This window comes from Actinocorallia sp. B10E7, from assembly GCF_039871655.1.
GTDB lineage: Bacteria > Actinomycetota > Actinomycetes > Streptosporangiales > Streptosporangiaceae > Actinocorallia.
In genome coordinates this window covers 144815-160936 of sequence record NZ_JBDPLZ010000007.1, presented here as the reverse complement: position 1 = coordinate 160936, position 16122 = coordinate 144815, and the positions used below count along the sequence as shown (strand labels likewise).

Genomic DNA, 16122 nt, shown 5'->3' with positions numbered 1-16122 from the left:
CGATCCAGGGAGGTCAGCCATGTCCGTCGCTTTGGACGGCTCCTCGGCTCGGGCCTTCCCTCAGCTGCCCGGCGAGTGGACCGGTTTCCTTGAGTCCTTCCTGACCAGCGTGGCCGACGAGATGATCGCCGAGATCCAGGCCAAGGTCCCCGAGTACTCCCGGCTCGACCCGACGTACGAGGCGAACATCCGCGCCGCGGTCGAGGGCGCGCTGCAGCACTTCCTCGAGCTGGTCGCCGACCCCGAGGCCTCTTTGGAGAAGCTCACCGAGGTCTACCGGTTCATCGGCTGGGGTGAGGCCCGCGAGGGCCGCAGTCTGGACAACCTGCAGATCGCCATGCGGCTGGGGGCGCGGGTCGCGCTCCGCCGCATCACCGCCGAGTCCGAGCGCTACGACCTGCCGCGCTCGGCGCTGGGCGAGATGGCCGAGGCGATCCTGCTCTTCCTCGACGAGCTGGCCGCCGCCGCTGCCGCCGGGTACCACGCCGCCAGCGAGCAGGTCGCCGGCGAGCAGAGCAGGCGCCGCCGCAGGCTGCTCGACCTGCTGCTGGCCGAGCCCCCGGCCTCCGCCGTCGCCGTCGCCGAGGCCGCGCGCAGCGCCGAGTGGCGCGTCCCCCGGTCGGTGGCGGCCGTGGCGCTGCGGGAGCGGCGGGCCGAGGAGTTCCTGCAGCCCGCGCTGCCCCCGGACGTCCTGATGGACCTCAACCGGCACGAGCCGTGCCTGATCGTGCCGGACCCGGACGGGCCGGGCCGCAGGCAGATGCTGGAGGGCGCGCTGCGGGACTGGACGGCGGCGATCGGGCCGACGGTCGACACCGCTGAGCTGGGCCGGTCGCTGCGCTGGGCCAGGGACGTGCTGGCGCTGGCCGAGCGGGGCGTGGTGCCCGACGAGGGGCTGATCCGCTGCGTCGACCACATGCCGAGCCTGGTGGTCTTCCAGGATGAGGAGCTGGTCTGGACGGTCGCCAAGACGAGGCTGGCGCCGCTGCTGGGCATCCGCGCCCGGCACCGCGACCGGCTGGCGCGCACCCTGCTGGCCTGCCTGCAGAGCGGCTTCAACGCCACCGAGGTCGCCAACCGGCTGCACGTCCACCCGCAGACCGTCAGGTACCGGCTGCACCAGCTGGAGGAGCTGTTCGGCGACCAGCTCTACGACCCCGAGGCGCGGATGGCGTTCGAGATGTCGCTGCGGGTCTGGCTGACGCTGGTCGCCGAGGGCCGCGAGGTCTGAGGGCCTCGGCGGGTCAGGGGACCTCGACGACCCGCAGGTCGTCGTCGAGGAAGACCAGATCGGCACGCGCGCCCGGAGTGAGCGTGCCGCGGTCGGTGAGGCCGAGCACCCGGGCGGGGACGGCGGAGGCGTAGCGGGAGGCCGTCTCGATCGGCATTCCGACGTTCTTGACGGCGCGGCGCACGGCGGCGTCCATGGTCAGCGTGCTTCCCGCCAGGGAGCCGTTCTCGATGAGGCGGGCCTGGCCGTCCTCGACGCGTACGCGCATCGCGCCCAGCAGGTAGTCGCCGTCGCCGATGCCGGTGGCGTCGATGGCGTCGGTGATGAGGGCGAGCCTGCGGGGCGCCAGCCGGTCGAGCATGCGGACGACGGCGTCGTCCAGGTGCACGCCGTCGTTGATGACCTCCAGCACGACCTCGGGGTGCTCGGCGGCGGCGAGGAGGGGCCCGGGCTCGCGGTGGTGGAGGCCGCGCATCCCGTTGAAGACGTGCGTGACGAGGCGGGCTCCGGCCTCGATGCCCGCTCGCGCCTGCTCGTACGTGGCGTCGGTGTGGCCGATGGCGGCGATGACGCCGCGTGCCGTCAGGTCGCGGATCAGGTCGAGGCCGGTGTCGCCGTTGTCGTTGACCAGCTCGGGGGCGACGGTGACCTGGCGGATCGTGCCGCGCCCGGCGTCCAGGAGCCGCCGGAGCTGCGCGCGGTCGGGGGCTTGGAGCGCGTCCGGGTCCTGCGCGCCGCACCGGGGGCGGGCCAGGAACGGGCCTTCGAGGTGGCCGCCGAGGACCAGGCCCTCCTCGGCCAGGTCGGCGATCCACCCGGCGGCCTCGGCCATCCGCTCCAGCGGGGCGGTGACCAGGCTGACCAGCGTCGAGGTGGTGCCGTGGGAGCGGTGGAAGGCGACGGCCTCGCGGATCGCGTCCCGGGAGCGCATGGCCGAGTGGCCGCCGCCTCCGTGGACGTGCAGGTCGATGAAGCCGGGCAGCACCCAGGCGCCGCCCAGGTCGCGGCCTTCGCCGGGCCCTTCGCCCAGAGCGTCGACGCGGCCGTCGGCGACGCGCAGCCAGCCGTTCTCGATGACCCCCGACGGGGTGACGAGCCGGGCGTTCGTGTAGGTCGTGGAATCGGCCATCGGTCAGGTGAGGACGATCGAGCGGGTGAGGTTGCGGGGCTCGTCGGGGTTCAGGCCCTTGCGTTCGGCGAGGGCCACGGCCAGCCGCTGGGCGCGGATGAGGTCGGCCACCGGGTCGAGGCCGGAGACCGAGACGACGGCTCCGGTCGCGGCCGCCTCGTCCGCCAGCCCTTCGGGAGGGGCGCCGAAGAACCACGTGACGCTGCGTTCGTCCGTCACGCTGATGGGGCCGTGCCGGTATTCCATGGCCGGGTACGACTCGGTCCAGGAACCGGACGCCTCCCGTACCTTCAACGCGGCCTCGTGCGCGAGGCCGTTCGTCCAGCCCGCGCCCAGGAACGTGAACTGCGTACGTTCGACCGCGCCTTCGGGAAGCGGCGCGTCCACCGCCTCGGCGGCCTGCGCGATGAGGTCCGCGGGCAGCAGGGACGGCTCGGAGAGCGCCAGGTGTGCGCGGAGCAGGGTGAGCGCGGTGGTGGCGAAGCGCGTCTGGACGACCGACTTCTCGTCTGCGAACTCCAGGGGGATCACGGCGTCGGCCGCCCGCACGATGGGCGTGTCCGGGTCGCCGATGACGGCGACGCTGGGCGCCCCGGTACGGCCCAGGAGCTCCAGGACTTCCGTCGTCGTGCCGGATCGGCAGATCGCCACCACGCGGTCGTATGTACGCGCGTACGGGAACTCGGAGGCGGGGAAGGCGTCCGTCTCGCCGAGCCCGGCGGACTCGCGGAGAGCCGCGTACGCCTGCGCGATGAACAGCGATGTCCCGCAGCCGACGACCGCCGTCCGCTCGCCCGTCGCGGGCAGCCCTTCGACGTCCGCCGCCAGGGTGACGGCCCGTTGCCAGCACTCCGGCTGGCTGCCTATCTCTTCGGCTACGAACGTCAACGCGACCCCCGGTTGCTCAAAGTCGTTCTGATCTCTTGCTGAACGTACAAGAACCGGATGAACATCGCGCCCGAGCCCACCGTCCTCGTCACCGGCTCCGCCGCCGGGCGGGAGCCGCTCGCGCCCATCCGGGGGGAGGGTCTGGAGATCGTGCTGGCCTGACCTCGGCTGGTCCGATATAGCCCGATAAAAGGCGCATTTTCTCTGGTTACCTGTGCTGACTTGCTGTGTTAATGGGGAAATCGGAGGCGGCTGAGGCACGATGGGGCGGGGCGGGCGCGTATCGGGTGGGGGAGGTGTCGAATATCCGTGACGAAAGTACGGATCGTTGAGGGCGATCCGGTGCTCCGGCTGGGGGTGGAGGCGCTGCTGCGGGAAGCCGGAGGCTTCTCCGTCGTTGGCGGGGACGCCGAGGCGCTGGTCTTCGGGCTGGCCGACGCCGGAGGCGTCCGGGAGATCGAACGGCTGGCCCGGCAGGCCCCGGTGGTGGTGCTGACCTCGCTGGAGAGCCCTTCCGTGCTGGTCGGGGCGCTGGCGGCGGGCGCCTACGGGATGTTGCGCCACGGCTGCTTCGACGTCGCGGACCTGGCGGGGGCGATCAGGGCGGCGACGCGGGGCCGCGCCTTCCTCTCGCCCCCGGTGGCGACGGCGCTGGTGGAGTGGCTGCACTTCCGGGCGCCGGCCGGACCGGGGCGGCTGCGGTCGCTGGAGCACGAGCTCACTCCCCGCGAGGCGGAGATCATGGAGCTCATCGCCCAGGGCCAGGACAACCGGAGCATCGCCGCCCGGCTCTTCATCTCCGAGAAAACGGTGAAGAACCACGTCCACCATATTTACCGGAGGCTCAAAGCCGACAATCGACAGCACGCCGTGGCTCGATGGCGCGCTATTAGTACTTTTTAGCTGGCATATCCGTTTTTCTTGTGGCCTGGTGGGCCGGTCCTAGGACCGGCCCATTCTTTGGTTTGAACCTGCGTTTACCACTCCATGACCTCCGTGATACCGGACCCTACAGAGGGCAACCAGTCGATCACAGGGAGAGTCGTAGTGAAAGGTCCGATACGCAGGACCCTGTCGGTGCTCGCGCTCACGGCGGGTCTCGTGGCCCCGCCCCAGGCCGCGCACGCGGCGGGCCCGAGAATCGATCTCAAGGTCCTCGTCGTCAGCGACGGAGGCCCGTCCGTCCGGGCCGTGGTCGAGCAGCTCGCGTCCGAAGGCGTCCCCCACAGGGTCGTGAACCTGGACGACGGCTCACGCCCCGTCATCGACACCGCCTTCCTGCAGGACACGGTGGGCGGCGCGCCCCGCGCGAAGTTCCAGGCCGTCGTCCTGCCCAACAGCGACCCGTTCGAGAACAAGGCCGAAATGGAGGCGCTCGTCGCCTTCGAACAGCAGTTCGGCATCCGCCAGCTCAGCGCGTACGTCTACCCGAACGCCGGCGTCGGACTCAACCCGCCGAGCCAGGCGGGCCCGCTGGACGGCTCCTCCACGGAACTGACGCCCGCCGCCAAGGCCGGCGCCTTCCGCTACCTCAAGGGCCCCGTGCCCTTCGAGGACATCGCGCCGGACGTCACGGAGACCTACGGCTACCCGTCCACCCCGCTCCCGGACGGGGAAGGCACCCGCTTCGAGCCCTACCTGACCAAGGACGGGGCCACGCTCGCCGGCGTCTACACGCACGACGACCGCAGCGAGATGGTGCTGACGTTCAGCGCCAACACCCACCAGACGCAGTTCCGCACCCTCGCCCACGGCCTCGTCACCTGGCTGACCAAGGGCGTCCACCTGGGCCTCAACCGGCAGTACTTCAGCGTGCACGTGGACGACGTGTTCGCCTCCGACTCCCGCTGGAGCACCGCCGAGAACTGCACACCCGGCGAGGACTGCGGCGACCCGTCCGTCACGACGCAGCCCATCCGGATGACGCCCGCCGACGTGACGTACGCGGTCGGCTGGCAGAACCAGCGCGACTTCAAGCTCGACATGTACTTCAACGGAGGCGGCAGCAAGGACGTCGTCCAGCAGAACGGCTCGGACCCGTTGCTGAAGGCCTTCCAGCAGAACAAGTCGCAGTTCCGCTTCTCCAACCACACCCTGGACCACACGTACCTGGGCTGCGAGCAGGACTACACGGTCAGGCCGTGGGTCTGCAAGAAGAACGCACAGGGCGAGACGGTGTGGGCGACCCGCTCCTACATCCGCTCCCAGTTCGCCGACAACCGCAACTGGGCGCTGCTGAAGGGCTTCTCCTCCCAGTGGGACGAGGTCGTCACCGGCGAGCACTCCGGACTGAAACTGCTGCCGCAGCAGCCCCAGGACAACCCCAACCTCAGCGGCGCGGTGGCCGACACCGGAGTCAAGTGGCTGGGCTCCGACGCCTCCCGCGACTTCGACCAGCGCCCCGTCGGCCAGGCGCTCACCGTCCCCCGGTACCCGATGGCCAACTACTTCAACGTCGGCACCGCCGCCGAGATGGTCGACGAGTACAACTGGATCTACAACAGCCGCGCGGACGGCGGCAGCGGCGTCTGCGAGGACAACCCGCAGACCGTCACCTGCATCGAGCCCCTCGACCCCGCCACCGGGTACGAGCAGCACATCGTTCCCCTGGACGCGCGGATCACCCTCACGCACATCCTGCGCAACGACCCCCGCCCGCACTACGTGCACCAGTCGAACCTCGCCGAAGGGCGGATCCTGTACCCGCTGCTGGACAGGGTCCTGAACGACTACCGGACGGTGTTCGCCGCCAACAGCCCCCTGATCGGCCAGCGGATGCGTGACAACGGCGCCGAACTCAAGCGCCGTGCGGCCTGGAACGGCGTGAAGAACGACGTCACCGCCTACTGGCAGGACGGCAAGGTCCACATCTCCGGCGGAGGCGGCAACCCGGTGCCGATCACGATGCCCGAAGGCACCAAGGACAGCTCCGGCGGACTGCTCGGAGGAATCCTGACCGGGCTGCTCGGCACCGACACGTTCGGCGCCCAGTACGGCGGTGAGAGGTCGGACTACAAGACCGGAATCATCACTTTGACGGTCGGTGCGACGACGGTATGAACATCACTCTGGTCACCGAAGGCACCTATCCCCACGGGCATGGTGGAGTGAGCGTCTGGTGCGACCAGCTCGTCCGGGGCATGCCCGAGCACACGTTCCAGGTGGTGGCGTTGACCGCGACCGGCACCGAACCGCTCGTGTGGGACCCGCCTCCGTACGCCGCGGTGGACACCGTCCCGCTGTGGGGCGCCCTTCCCGCCGGGCGCCTCCCGGCGGGAGCAGCGGCCCGGGAGTTCACCTGGCTCTGCCGGGCGCTGTTCGAACTCGTCCTGGACGGCGGGCCCTCCCGGTTGTTCTCCGCCGTACTGCGCTCCCTCCACGAGTTCGCGCAACGAGAGTCGCTGCCGGCCGCGCTCAACGGCGAAGAACCGGTGGACACACTGCTCAAGGCATGGGAGGAACGGCCGCTGCCGGAAGGCGTGGCACCGACCGTGCACGACGCCCTGACCGCGGTCTCGCTCCTGGAACACGCGCTGCGCCCGCTGAGCCGTCCAGCGGTGAAAGGAGACGTGACGCACGCCGTCTCCAACGGGATGGCGGTGCTTCCCGCGCTGGCGGCCAAATGGACGTACGGGACTCCGTTCTGTCTCACCGAACACGGCATCTACCTGCGCGAACGTTATCTCGGCTACGGAAAGGACTACCCCTGGCCGGTCAAGGCGTTCATCCTCGGGTTCTTCCGGATGCTGTGCGAGGCCGGATACCGGGCCGCCGACCTGGTGACCCCGGGAAACCGCTACAACCACCGCTGGGAGACGCGCTGCGGGGCCCGTCCCGAGACGATCAGGACGGTCTACAACGGCGTCGACCCCGAAGGGTTCCCGCCCGCGGGAGAGGAACCGGCCCGCCCCACCCTGAGCTGGGCCGGCCGAGTGGACCCGATCAAGGACCTGGAGACCCTGATCCGGGCGTTCGCGATCGTCCGGGAACACCTGCCGGAGACGCGGTTGCGCCTCTTCGGCGGGGGAGACACCGGCTACCGCAAGCGGTGCGAACGGCTGGCCGCCGACCTGGGCGTCGCGGAACACGTCACCTTCGAAGGGCGAGTCGCGAACATCCGCGACGCGTACGTGGCGGGGAGCGTCGTGATGCTTTCGAGCATCTCCGAAGGTTTCCCGTACACGCTCATCGAGGCCATGGCGTGCGGACGGCCCACCGTCTCGACCGACGTGGGCGGGGTCGGCGAGGCCGTGGCGGCCGCACCGGGACGGCAGACGCAGGAGTGCGGGCTGGTCGTTCCACCGCGAGACCCGCAGGCGATGGCCGCGGCGGCCCTACGGCTGCTGCACGACCCGGAACTGCGCCGACGGATGGGAGAAGCCGCCCGCCACAAGGCGTTGGAGTTCTTCACCGTCGACCAGGCGGTCTCCTCCTTCCGCGGCATCTACCGCGAACTGGCAGGGGCGGGAACGCCATGACCGGGGTGCTGGTCCGGCCATTCCCGAGGGCGGAGCACGACTTCACGGAGCTCGCCGACGAGATGAAGGAACTGCTCGCCGGAGCCGTGGACGCACTGGAAGTGGCCGCGGGGCTGGAAGCCAAAGGCATAGGCGACAAGGCAGCCCGCCGTTACGGGCATCCGGACGTCTTCGCGCTCGCCGCCCGTCTCTATGAACACACGGTACGCCGCCCCGCCCTCACCGGGCACGCGGCCAACCCCTGGCTTCCCGACGGGCCCGCGTGGCGGAGAGGCGGACGTCATGCGCTGCGCGGACTGCTGTTCGGACTGCCCGGGATGGGTTACGTGGCGGCCTCTCCGCTGCTCGGCGGACCGGCGACGGGCCTGGTGCTCACCCTGGCGCTGGTGTCGTGCTGGCCGCTCGGCCAGGGCCTGGCCGCCGTGGCCTGCTCCCGTACGTCCCCCGCGGCGGCCCGCCGGGTGCTCCGCCGCGGAGTCCTGGCAGGGACCGCGGCGATGGTCCCGGTCTGCGCGGCCCTGGGGGCGCTCCTCGGGGCGGGCCCTGCTGTGGTGGCGGTGGCCTGCGCGCAGAGCCTCTACCTGCTGGCCGCGACCGCCGCACTGGTGACGGGCGGGGAGGCCTGGCTGCTGCTGATCCTCCTGCCGGGCCTGTCGGTCTCGTTCGCCGGACCGCCCTGGCAGCTCGTCGTCGCCGGCTGGGCCGTCACCGGAATGGGCGTCACGGCACTCGCCTACGAACGTACGCGCGGCGGTACGGCCACCGGGATCTCGTGGTCGAGCCTGCGCATGGCATTGCCGTACGCGCTGTTCGGGCTGCTCGCAGCCGGGCTTCTCACCTTCACGCTCGTCGCGGCGTACACGGGATACGGAGCTCCGCCAGAGGCCACCAGCGCCGCGATGGTGGCCTTGTCGACGGCGATGGGGCCCGCCGAGTGGGTGCTCTACGACTTCCGGGCACGCGGCCACGAACTGCTGCGGGAGACCCGCAGCCTGCGGGAGTTCGCGATGCACGTCCGGGTGACCCTGCTCGAACTGGTCGCCCGCTTCCTGGCCGTCCTGGCCGTCCTGCTGGGACTGGCGTTCCTGGCCGCGGAGACGTCACCGGGACTCGTCCGGACGGCGGTCTGCTCCCTGCTGCTCGGCGGAGCGCTGTTCGTCGCGCTGATGCTGCAGTCCTGCGGGTGTACCACGGCCCCCCTGGTCTGCTGCGGCGCCGCGCTCGCCGCGGAGACGGCCGTCCTGGTAGCGGCCGCGCCCCCGCCCGCGGAGGTGCAGCTCTACGGGTCCGCCGCACTGTTCACCGTTCTGCTCGCCTACGCCGTGGTCGCACTGGGCCGTGCCACGGCACACCGTTGAAAGAAGGAGACACATGAGTGAGACCACCCACCTGGCGGCGGTCACGGGAGCCGACGGGTTCATCGGCTCCCACCTCGTGGAACTGCTCGTCACACGAGGCCACCGGGTGCGCGCGCTCGCGCAGTACAACTCGTTCGGATCGTGGGGATGGCTCGACACGCTGCCGCCGGACGTCCTGGCACAGGTGGAGGTCCACCTGGGGGACGTGCGCGACGCGGGCTCCGTCAACGCCCTCGTGAAAGGCGCCGAGACGGTCTACCACCTGGCGGCGCTGATCGCGATCCCGTACTCCTACCACGCGCCGCGTTCTTACGTGGAGACGAACGTCATCGGGACGATGAACGTGCTGGAAGCCGTCCGGGCCCACGGCGTACGCCGCATGGTGCACACCTCCACCAGCGAGACGTACGGGACGGCGCAGAGCGTCCCGATCAACGAATCGCACCCGTTGCAGGCGCAGTCCCCGTACGCGGCGTCCAAAGCGGCGGCGGACAAGCTCGCCGAAAGCTACTACGCGAGCTTCGAGACGCCGGTGATCACGCTCCGCCCGTTCAACACCTTCGGGCCGCGCCAGTCCGCCCGGGCGTTCATCCCCACGATCATCTCGCAGCTCGCGGCGGGCGCCACCGCCATCAAAGTCGGCTCGCTCACGCCGACCCGCGACTTCACCTACGTGAAGGACACCGCCGCCGCGTTCGTCGCCGCGGCCACCGCCCCAGGCCTGGAAGGACACCTGTTCAACGCGGGCACCGGACACGAGGTGTCCATGGGGGACCTCGCACGGACGATCGCCGTGCTGATGGGCCGCCCCGACGCGCGGTTCGTCACCGAGGCCACCCGGCGCCGCCCCGACAGGTCCGAGGTGATGAGGCTCGTCTGCGACAGTTCCCGGCTCCGCGCGGCCACCGGATGGGCCCCCCGCCACAGCCTCGAAGAGGGGCTCGCCGAGACCGTCCGCTGGCTCACCGGCAACCTCGACCGCTACCGGCCCGGCGTCTACGCCGTCTGAAGGAGGACTCCGATGCACGCAGTGATCCTGGCGGGCGGCAAAGGCGTCCGGCTCCGCCCCTACACCAGCACCCTGCCCAAACCACTGGTGCCGATCGGCGACCGGTACTCGATCCTGGAGATCGTGCTGCGCCAGCTCGCCTCCCAGGGGTTCGGCTCCGTCACCTTGGCCATCGGCCACCTGGGGCACCTCATCCGCTCCTACGTCGGCGACGGCGAACGCTGGGGGCTCGAGGTGAGCTACACCGACGAGGAGTCGCCGCTGGGCACCGTCGGGCCGCTGCTGGGGCTGCGGGAGCTGCCGGCGGAGTTCCTGGTCATGAACGGGGACATCCTCACCGACCTGTCCTTCGCCGGGCTGCTGAAGGCACACCGCGAGGCCGGCGCGCGGCTCACCGTCGCCACCTACCGCCGCCAGGTGAAGATCGACTTCGGGGTGCTGACCGCGTCGGACGGCCGGATCACCCGGTTCGCCGAGAAGCCGGTCTTCGACTACCGGGTGAGCATGGGCGTCTACGGGCTCAGCCGCGAAGTCCTCGAGCGCTACACGCCCGGGCTGCCCCTGGGGTTCGACGAACTGGTACTGGACCTCCTGGCGGAGGGCTACAGCCCGCTGGACCACTCCTTCGACGGCTACTGGCTCGACATCGGCCGTCCGGACGACTACGACCGCGCGAACGCGGAGTTCAGTACGCTGCGGCCGACGCTTCTGGGCGGTGCGGAATGAGGCTGCTGCTGCTCGGCGCGACGGGCTTCCTCGGCCGTCACGTCGCGGCGAGGGCCGCCGGACACGACGTGGTGACCGCGTCGCGGCGGCCCGGCGCGGCGGACCTCTGGCTGGACCCGGGTTCGGAGCCGGCCGGCCTGGCGGAGGCGCTGCGCGCAGTCCGTCCCGAAGCCGTGGTGAACTGCGGCGGCGCCGTCGACGGCACGCCCGCCGAACTCGTGGACGGCAACGTCACGGCGGTCTCCCGCCTGGTGGAGGCCGTCCGCGACCGGGGTTGCCGCCTCGTGCACGTGGGTTCGGCCGCCGAGTACGGGACGGTGTCCGTCGGCGTTCCCGTCGCCGAGACCGCTCGTCCACAGCCTGTGGGCGCCTACGGAGTGACGAAACTGGCGGGCACCTCGCTGGTCCTGACCCTCCAGGATTCCGTGGTCCTGAGGGTCTTCAACCCGATAGGCCCCGGCGCGCCGCCTTCCTCCCTGCTCGGGAGGGTCGTCGCCCAGGTGGCCCGAGGCTCCTCCGAAATCCGCACAGGCCCCCTGGACGCCACCCGCGACTACGTGGACGTCCGCGACGTCGCCGACGCGATCCTCGCCGCCGCGGCCTCCGACGCCCGGGGCGTCCTCAACGCGGGCAGCGGCACCCCCACCCTCTCCCGCGACCTCGTCCACGCCCTCCTCGCCCTGACACCCGGCCGCGTCCTGGCCGAAGAGGGCGGCGGCTCCTCCCACTCCCCGGCGGTCCCGTGGCAGCAGGCCGACCTGACGGCCGCCACCGTGGCCCTCGCCTGGAAACCCGCCTTCCCCCTGCGGACGTCCCTGCTGGACCTCCTCCAGGAGGCGGGGTGTTGAGCCGCAGGAAAATCCTTCAGATCATGTCGACCGCCGCCGTGGTCCCCGCCGCCGCGGCCCGCCCCCGTCCCGTCCCCGACAGCGCCTTGGTCCCCGCCTATTTCCACCCGGAGGTCGCCCCCGAGGACTGGCGGCGCCTGGCCGACCCCCGGCTCTACGCCGTCGTCCTGAACATCGACAGCGGCCCCGGCCGCGCCCCCGACCCGGCCTTCCGGAGCGTCGTCCGCCGCATCGAGGAGAACGGCGGGACGGTGGCCGCCTACGTGGACGTCGGCTATGCCCGCAGGGACCCCGCCCTGGTCGTCGAGGACCTCCGCCGCTACCGCGACTGGTACGAGATCGCCGACGTCTTCTTCGACCAGGCCCCCGCCGCCCCCGACGCCCTGCCCTACATGCGCGCCGTCACCGCCACGGCCCGCGCCCAGGGCGCCGACCTGGTCGTCCTCAACCACGGCGTCTACCCCGACCCCGCCTACGCGGCCCTGGCCGACGTCCTCGTCACCTTCGAGGGCCCCGCCGAGACCTACCTGACCCTCACCCCTCCGTCCTGGCCCCGCTCCCACCCCCGCCACGGCTTCTGCCACCTGGTCCACACCTGCCCGCCCGACCTGCTCGACCAGGTCCTCGCCCTCGCCCGCCGCCACCACACCGGCCTCGTCTACGCCACCGACCGCTCCACGCCCAACCCCTACGACCGCCTCCCGCCCTACCACCCCCGCCTCCTCACCCTCGCCTCCCCCTGACCCGCGGGCGCCCTACCGGGAGCGGGCGCGAAGCGAAAACCGCGGCGGCGCCCGGCACGCCGACTCACGGAACGCTGACGGAAACAGTGAGGCCCGGGCGGAAGTGAAGGAACGCGGGTGGAGGCGGTCAGGTGCGGGTGGAGGCGGTGAAAGCTCAGGTGTAAGTGACGAACGCGGGCAGAGGCAGCGGAATACGGGCAGAGACGGTGAAGCGTGTGCGGAGGCGCGGGGCGGTGGTCGTCGAGGGTCAGCGGAGGGAGACGGGGAGGCGGTCGGGGCTGCGGAGCATGGTGCCGGGGGAGCGGTAGACGGGAGGGCCGGCGGCGCGCAGGGCCGGGAATCGGCGGAGGAGGCCAGGGAAGAGGACCTCTGCCTGGAGGCGGGCCAGGGGGGCTCCCAGGCAGTAGTGGGGGCCGGCGCCGAAGGCGAGAGCGGGGACCGGCGGGCGGGTGATGTCGAAACGGTCGGGGGAGGAAACCGCCTCGGGGTCGCGGTTGGCGGAGGCCAGGAGGCCGAAGACGACTCCGCCTCGGGGGACGGGGACGCCCGCCAGTTCGGTGTCCTCATGAGCGGTGCGGACGACCAGTTGGACGGGGGGATCATGGCGGAGGAGCTCCTCGGCGGCGGAAGAGGCCAGGGAAGGGGTGGCGCGCAGCAGATCGGCCTGGTCGGGGTGCTCCAGGAGAAGGCGGGTGCCCAGGCCGACCAGGCTGGCGGGGGAGTCGGCGCCGGCGATGAGCAGCATGGCGGCGGTGCCCAGGGCGGCCCGCTCGGCCTCGCGGGGATCGCCGGGGAAGGGATGACGGGCCAGCCGGGAGAGGAGGTCGTCGCGGGGCTCGCGGCGGCGGTCGGCCAGCAGCCCGCCCAGAAGGTCGAGGACCCGGCCGCCGGACTCGTGCTGGACGGCGCGCTGGGCGGCGGTGGCCAGGGGCTCGAAGACGGCTCCGGCGAAGCGGAGCAGCGGGGCCAGCTCCAGGGCCCGGGCGTCCGGGACGCCCAGGACGCGGCTGATGGCCAGGACCCCGAACGGCAGGGCGAGGGACTCCATCAGGTCGACCTCGTCGTCGCCCCGCTCCAGGGCGTCCAGGAGCTCTTCGACGAGCCCGGTGATCATCGCACGGTGGGAGAGGACGGCGCGGCCGCCGAAGTCGGCGTTGACCAGGCCGCGGCTCGCACGGTGGGCGGAACCGTGCTGGAAGGCCATCGCCTGGTACAGGCAGGAGGTGAACGGATGCCTCCTCCAGCCGGGCGACAGCCCGTCCAGGTGGATCTGGGACAGCGGGCCGAACGCGCGGTGGCGCAGCAGCCGCGTCACCGAGGCGTGGGAGACGGCGGTCCAGGCCGTGCCCAGGCCGGGCAACCGGACGGTGTGGAGGGGCGCGAGCCCGCGCAGCCGCCGGTACTGCGGGTACGGGTCGGCGAGCGGGCGGGGGCGGACCAGCCGCAGGAAGATCCGTGTCGCCTCCGCGACCGAGGCGGGCTCCAGGGCGAGGGAGGTCACCGGCAGACCTCCTGCGACTTCTCCAGCAGGCCGAGCATCGTCATGACCGTGGCCTCGGGCCGCTCCGTGACGGGGCTGTGCGCGGTCCCGGGAAGCATGACCTCGGTGGCGCCGAGCCGCATCGCCATGTCGTGGTAGGTCTCGCGGGTCCACAGCCTCCGGTCGCGGGAGCCGTACAGGACCAGCACCGGAACTCCGCTCCGCGCCAGCTCCCCGGTGAGGTCGGGGGTGACGCGCATGGAGTCGGCGGTGCCCTGCACGTAGGCGTGGTTCATCGTCTGGAGCTTGTGCCGCCAGAAGCCGATGATCGCCTCGTCGTCTTCGGGGAGCAGGCGCCGGATGGTCGGCCACACGCCCATCAGCCCGCTGGCCGCCAGCATGGCGTCCAGCCCGGTCCACATGGCCCGGTGCCGCATGTCGTGCAGGTGCGGGCCGCAGCACATCAGCGTCAGGCTCCGCGCCAGGGCCGGCCGGTCGAGCACGGCGCGGCGCGCGACCAGCCCGCCCATGCAGTGCCCCAGGTAGTGCACGCGCCGGTTCCCGACGAGTTCGACGAGGTCGGCGGCGAGCAGTTCCAGGGTGTAGTCGTTGTAGGAGTCCAGGCCGGTCGCGCTGAACTGGTCGGTGTAGTCGTAGGCCCAGCAGTCGTATCCGGCGGCGGCCAGCAGCGGCATGACCAGGCGGAAGTCCTCCTTGGAGCCGAAGTGGCCGGGGACCATCACCACCGTCTCCTCCCGGACCGCCGCCGGGGCGGTCGGTGAGGCCGGGTGGCGGATCGCCTCGACGGTTCCGCGCCGTAGGCGCAGGACATGCCTTTCGAAGCCCTCGGGGAGCGGCAGGATCACAACTTCACCATCGTTTCCGGTGATTCGGGGAATTCGGGCATGCCGGGCAGGGTGTGCTGGACGGGGCCGGTGGACAGGCCGAGCAGCCGCAGCGCCTCGCCCGTGCCGTCCTCGGACCGCACCCGCCGTCCCAGCTCCTCGGCCCGGTAGATCAGCTCCAGGTCGTGCAGCGCGAGGTCGAGGGCGGGCGCCAGCCCGCGCACCGACAGGTCGCGCAGCCGCGGCGAGGGCGGAGCCACGCCCAGCCGCCGCGTCCGCCGGGCCCAGAACGGCTGGTCGAACCCGATCGGGCAGACGATCTGCGGGACTCCCGCCGTGATGGCGGTGCCCGTCGTGCCGGCCCCGCCGTGGTGCACCACCGCGGCGCACCGGGGGAACAGCCAGTCGTGCGGGACGTGCCGGATCACGTGCACGCGGTCGGAGTTGGTGACCCCGCGCAGCCCCCGGTAGCCGCCCGCGACGATGACCCGGCCGCCGACCTGCTCCACGGCCTCGACGACGATCCGGGCGATCCGCTGGGGATCGCCCAGCGGAAGGCTGCCGAACCCCACGTACACCGGAGGGTCGTCCTCGGCGAGGAACTCCCGCAGCCGCCGTCCGGGGGCGAAGGGGAGTTCGGGCAGCCGCCAGTAGCCGGTGAGGTGCGCGGCGGCGGGCCAGTCGGACGGCCGGGGCAGCACCTGCGGGCTGAGCGCGTGCAGCACCGTCGCCTCCTCGCCGTCCGGCCGCACCAAAGGGTCGCGCCAGCCGGGGCGCCGGCGCAGGCCCAGCGTGTGGTGTCGCCAGTGGTCGAGCTCCCGCTTCCAGGGCCGGAGCATCATCCGGCGGGCGGCGGCGTAGGAGGCGCGGGGGAAGGGGGAGCGCACCCCCCACATCGGTGAGGTGAACGCGCGGGTCGGCTGGAGTATCGGGGTGGGCGCCGCGGCCACCGACCGCGCCCCCGCCCAGTCGGCGAGGTGGTGGCCAAGGGGCACCATCGGGTGGTGGACGACGAGGTCGAAGTCGCCTTCGGCGGCCCGCACCACGCTCTCCAGCGCCTCGGGCGTCGACTCGCCCAGCGCCCGGGCGAACCGGAGGAACTGCCGCAGACCGTGGGTCTCGGCCAGGGCGTCGGAGACCCGCAGCATGTCGAGGTCCAGCGGGGCGAACGGGAGCCGGTGGGCGTCGGCCAGGCCCTGGAACAGCCGGGGGGCGACGAGCAGGGGCTGGTGGCCCTCCCGGTGCAGCCGGTGGGCCAGCGCGACGAAGGGCAGGACGTCCCCCTGCGACCCGATGGTCAGCAACAGCGCTCTCATGTCACTCGATCCCCCCTGGAGTGTCACCGAAAGTAACCATAGGGGATCTGATCAGAGAAGACGCGCCGTTG

Annotated in this window: 14 protein-coding genes; 9 read left to right on the top strand and 5 right to left on the bottom strand. The window is 71.9% G+C overall.

Annotated features, from left to right (window positions below; genetic code table 11):
• Nucleotides 1–19 precede the first annotated feature (19 nt).
• Nucleotides 20–1231, top strand: a complete 1212-nt coding sequence (locus ABGB12_RS24600; protein ID WP_347681800.1) for a helix-turn-helix domain-containing protein — start codon at nucleotides 20–22, stop codon at nucleotides 1229–1231.
• A 13-nt stretch (nucleotides 1232–1244) separates the two neighbouring features.
• Here ABGB12_RS24600 and nagA read toward each other — a convergent pair whose 3' ends face one another.
• Nucleotides 1245–2360 carry an N-acetylglucosamine-6-phosphate deacetylase gene (gene nagA / locus ABGB12_RS24595; protein ID WP_347681799.1) on the bottom strand — a complete coding sequence of 372 codons (1116 nt, stop codon included), beginning with the start codon at nucleotides 2358–2360 and terminating at the stop codon, nucleotides 1245–1247.
• A gap of 3 nt (nucleotides 2361–2363) precedes the next feature.
• Entirely contained in the window at nucleotides 2364–3248 is an 885-nt protein-coding gene (locus ABGB12_RS24590; protein WP_347681798.1) for a sugar isomerase, read from the bottom strand.
• 309 nt (nucleotides 3249–3557) lie between these two features.
• On the opposite strand from ABGB12_RS24590, the gene ABGB12_RS24585 reads away from it, so the two are divergent.
• The 8 genes from ABGB12_RS24585 (at nucleotide 3558) to ABGB12_RS24550 (ending at nucleotide 12410) form a co-directional block, all read left to right on the top strand.
• The gene (locus tag ABGB12_RS24585) at nucleotides 3558–4151 is read left to right on the top strand and encodes a response regulator transcription factor (RefSeq protein ID WP_347681797.1); all 594 of its coding nucleotides are present in this window, start codon (nucleotides 3558–3560) and stop codon (nucleotides 4149–4151) included.
• Between the two features lie 144 nt (nucleotides 4152–4295).
• Nucleotides 4296–6308, top strand: a complete 2013-nt coding sequence (locus tag ABGB12_RS24580) for a hypothetical protein (RefSeq protein WP_347681796.1) — start codon at nucleotides 4296–4298, stop codon at nucleotides 6306–6308.
• Nucleotides 6305–7726, top strand: a complete 1422-nt coding sequence (pelF, locus tag ABGB12_RS24575; RefSeq protein ID WP_347681795.1) for a GT4 family glycosyltransferase PelF — start codon at nucleotides 6305–6307, stop codon at nucleotides 7724–7726. Before ABGB12_RS24580 ends, pelF begins: the two co-directional genes overlap by 4 nt.
• Nucleotides 7723–9084 carry a hypothetical protein gene (locus tag ABGB12_RS24570; RefSeq protein WP_347681794.1) on the top strand — a complete coding sequence of 454 codons (1362 nt, stop codon included), beginning with the start codon at nucleotides 7723–7725 and terminating at the stop codon, nucleotides 9082–9084. Before pelF ends, ABGB12_RS24570 begins: the two co-directional genes overlap by 4 nt.
• A 13-nt stretch (nucleotides 9085–9097) precedes the next feature.
• Nucleotides 9098–10093, top strand: a complete 996-nt coding sequence (locus ABGB12_RS24565) for a GDP-mannose 4,6-dehydratase (protein WP_347681793.1) — start codon at nucleotides 9098–9100, stop codon at nucleotides 10091–10093.
• Nucleotides 10094–10105: 12 nt separating this feature from the next.
• Entirely contained in the window at nucleotides 10106–10819 is a 714-nt protein-coding gene (locus ABGB12_RS24560; protein ID WP_347681792.1) for a sugar phosphate nucleotidyltransferase, read from the top strand.
• A complete protein-coding gene (locus ABGB12_RS24555; RefSeq protein ID WP_347681791.1) occupies nucleotides 10816–11667 on the top strand; it encodes an NAD-dependent epimerase/dehydratase family protein in 852 nt (283 codons plus the stop codon). The genes ABGB12_RS24560 and ABGB12_RS24555 overlap by 4 nt, the downstream gene beginning before the upstream one ends.
• A gap of 23 nt (nucleotides 11668–11690) precedes the next feature.
• Nucleotides 11691–12410 carry a spherulation-specific family 4 protein gene (locus tag ABGB12_RS24550; protein ID WP_347681790.1) on the top strand — a complete coding sequence of 240 codons (720 nt, stop codon included), beginning with the start codon at nucleotides 11691–11693 and terminating at the stop codon, nucleotides 12408–12410.
• Between the two features lie 247 nt (nucleotides 12411–12657).
• On the opposite strand, the gene ABGB12_RS24545 is transcribed toward ABGB12_RS24550, so the two are convergent.
• The 3 genes from ABGB12_RS24545 to ABGB12_RS24535 are packed head-to-tail and all read right to left on the bottom strand — an operon-like array spanning nucleotide 12658 to nucleotide 16051.
• Nucleotides 12658–13911 (bottom strand): cytochrome P450, encoded by a 1254-nt coding sequence (locus tag ABGB12_RS24545; protein ID WP_347681789.1) that lies wholly within the window; start codon nucleotides 13909–13911, stop codon nucleotides 12658–12660.
• Nucleotides 13908–14756 (bottom strand): alpha/beta hydrolase, encoded by an 849-nt coding sequence (locus ABGB12_RS24540; protein ID WP_347681788.1) that lies wholly within the window; start codon nucleotides 14754–14756, stop codon nucleotides 13908–13910. The genes ABGB12_RS24545 and ABGB12_RS24540 overlap by 4 nt, the downstream gene beginning before the upstream one ends.
• Complete coding sequence (locus ABGB12_RS24535) at nucleotides 14753–16051, bottom strand: glycosyltransferase (protein WP_347681787.1); 1299 nt, start codon at nucleotides 16049–16051, stop codon at nucleotides 14753–14755. Before ABGB12_RS24535 ends, ABGB12_RS24540 begins: the two co-directional genes overlap by 4 nt.
• Nucleotides 16052–16122: the final 71 nt, after the last annotated feature.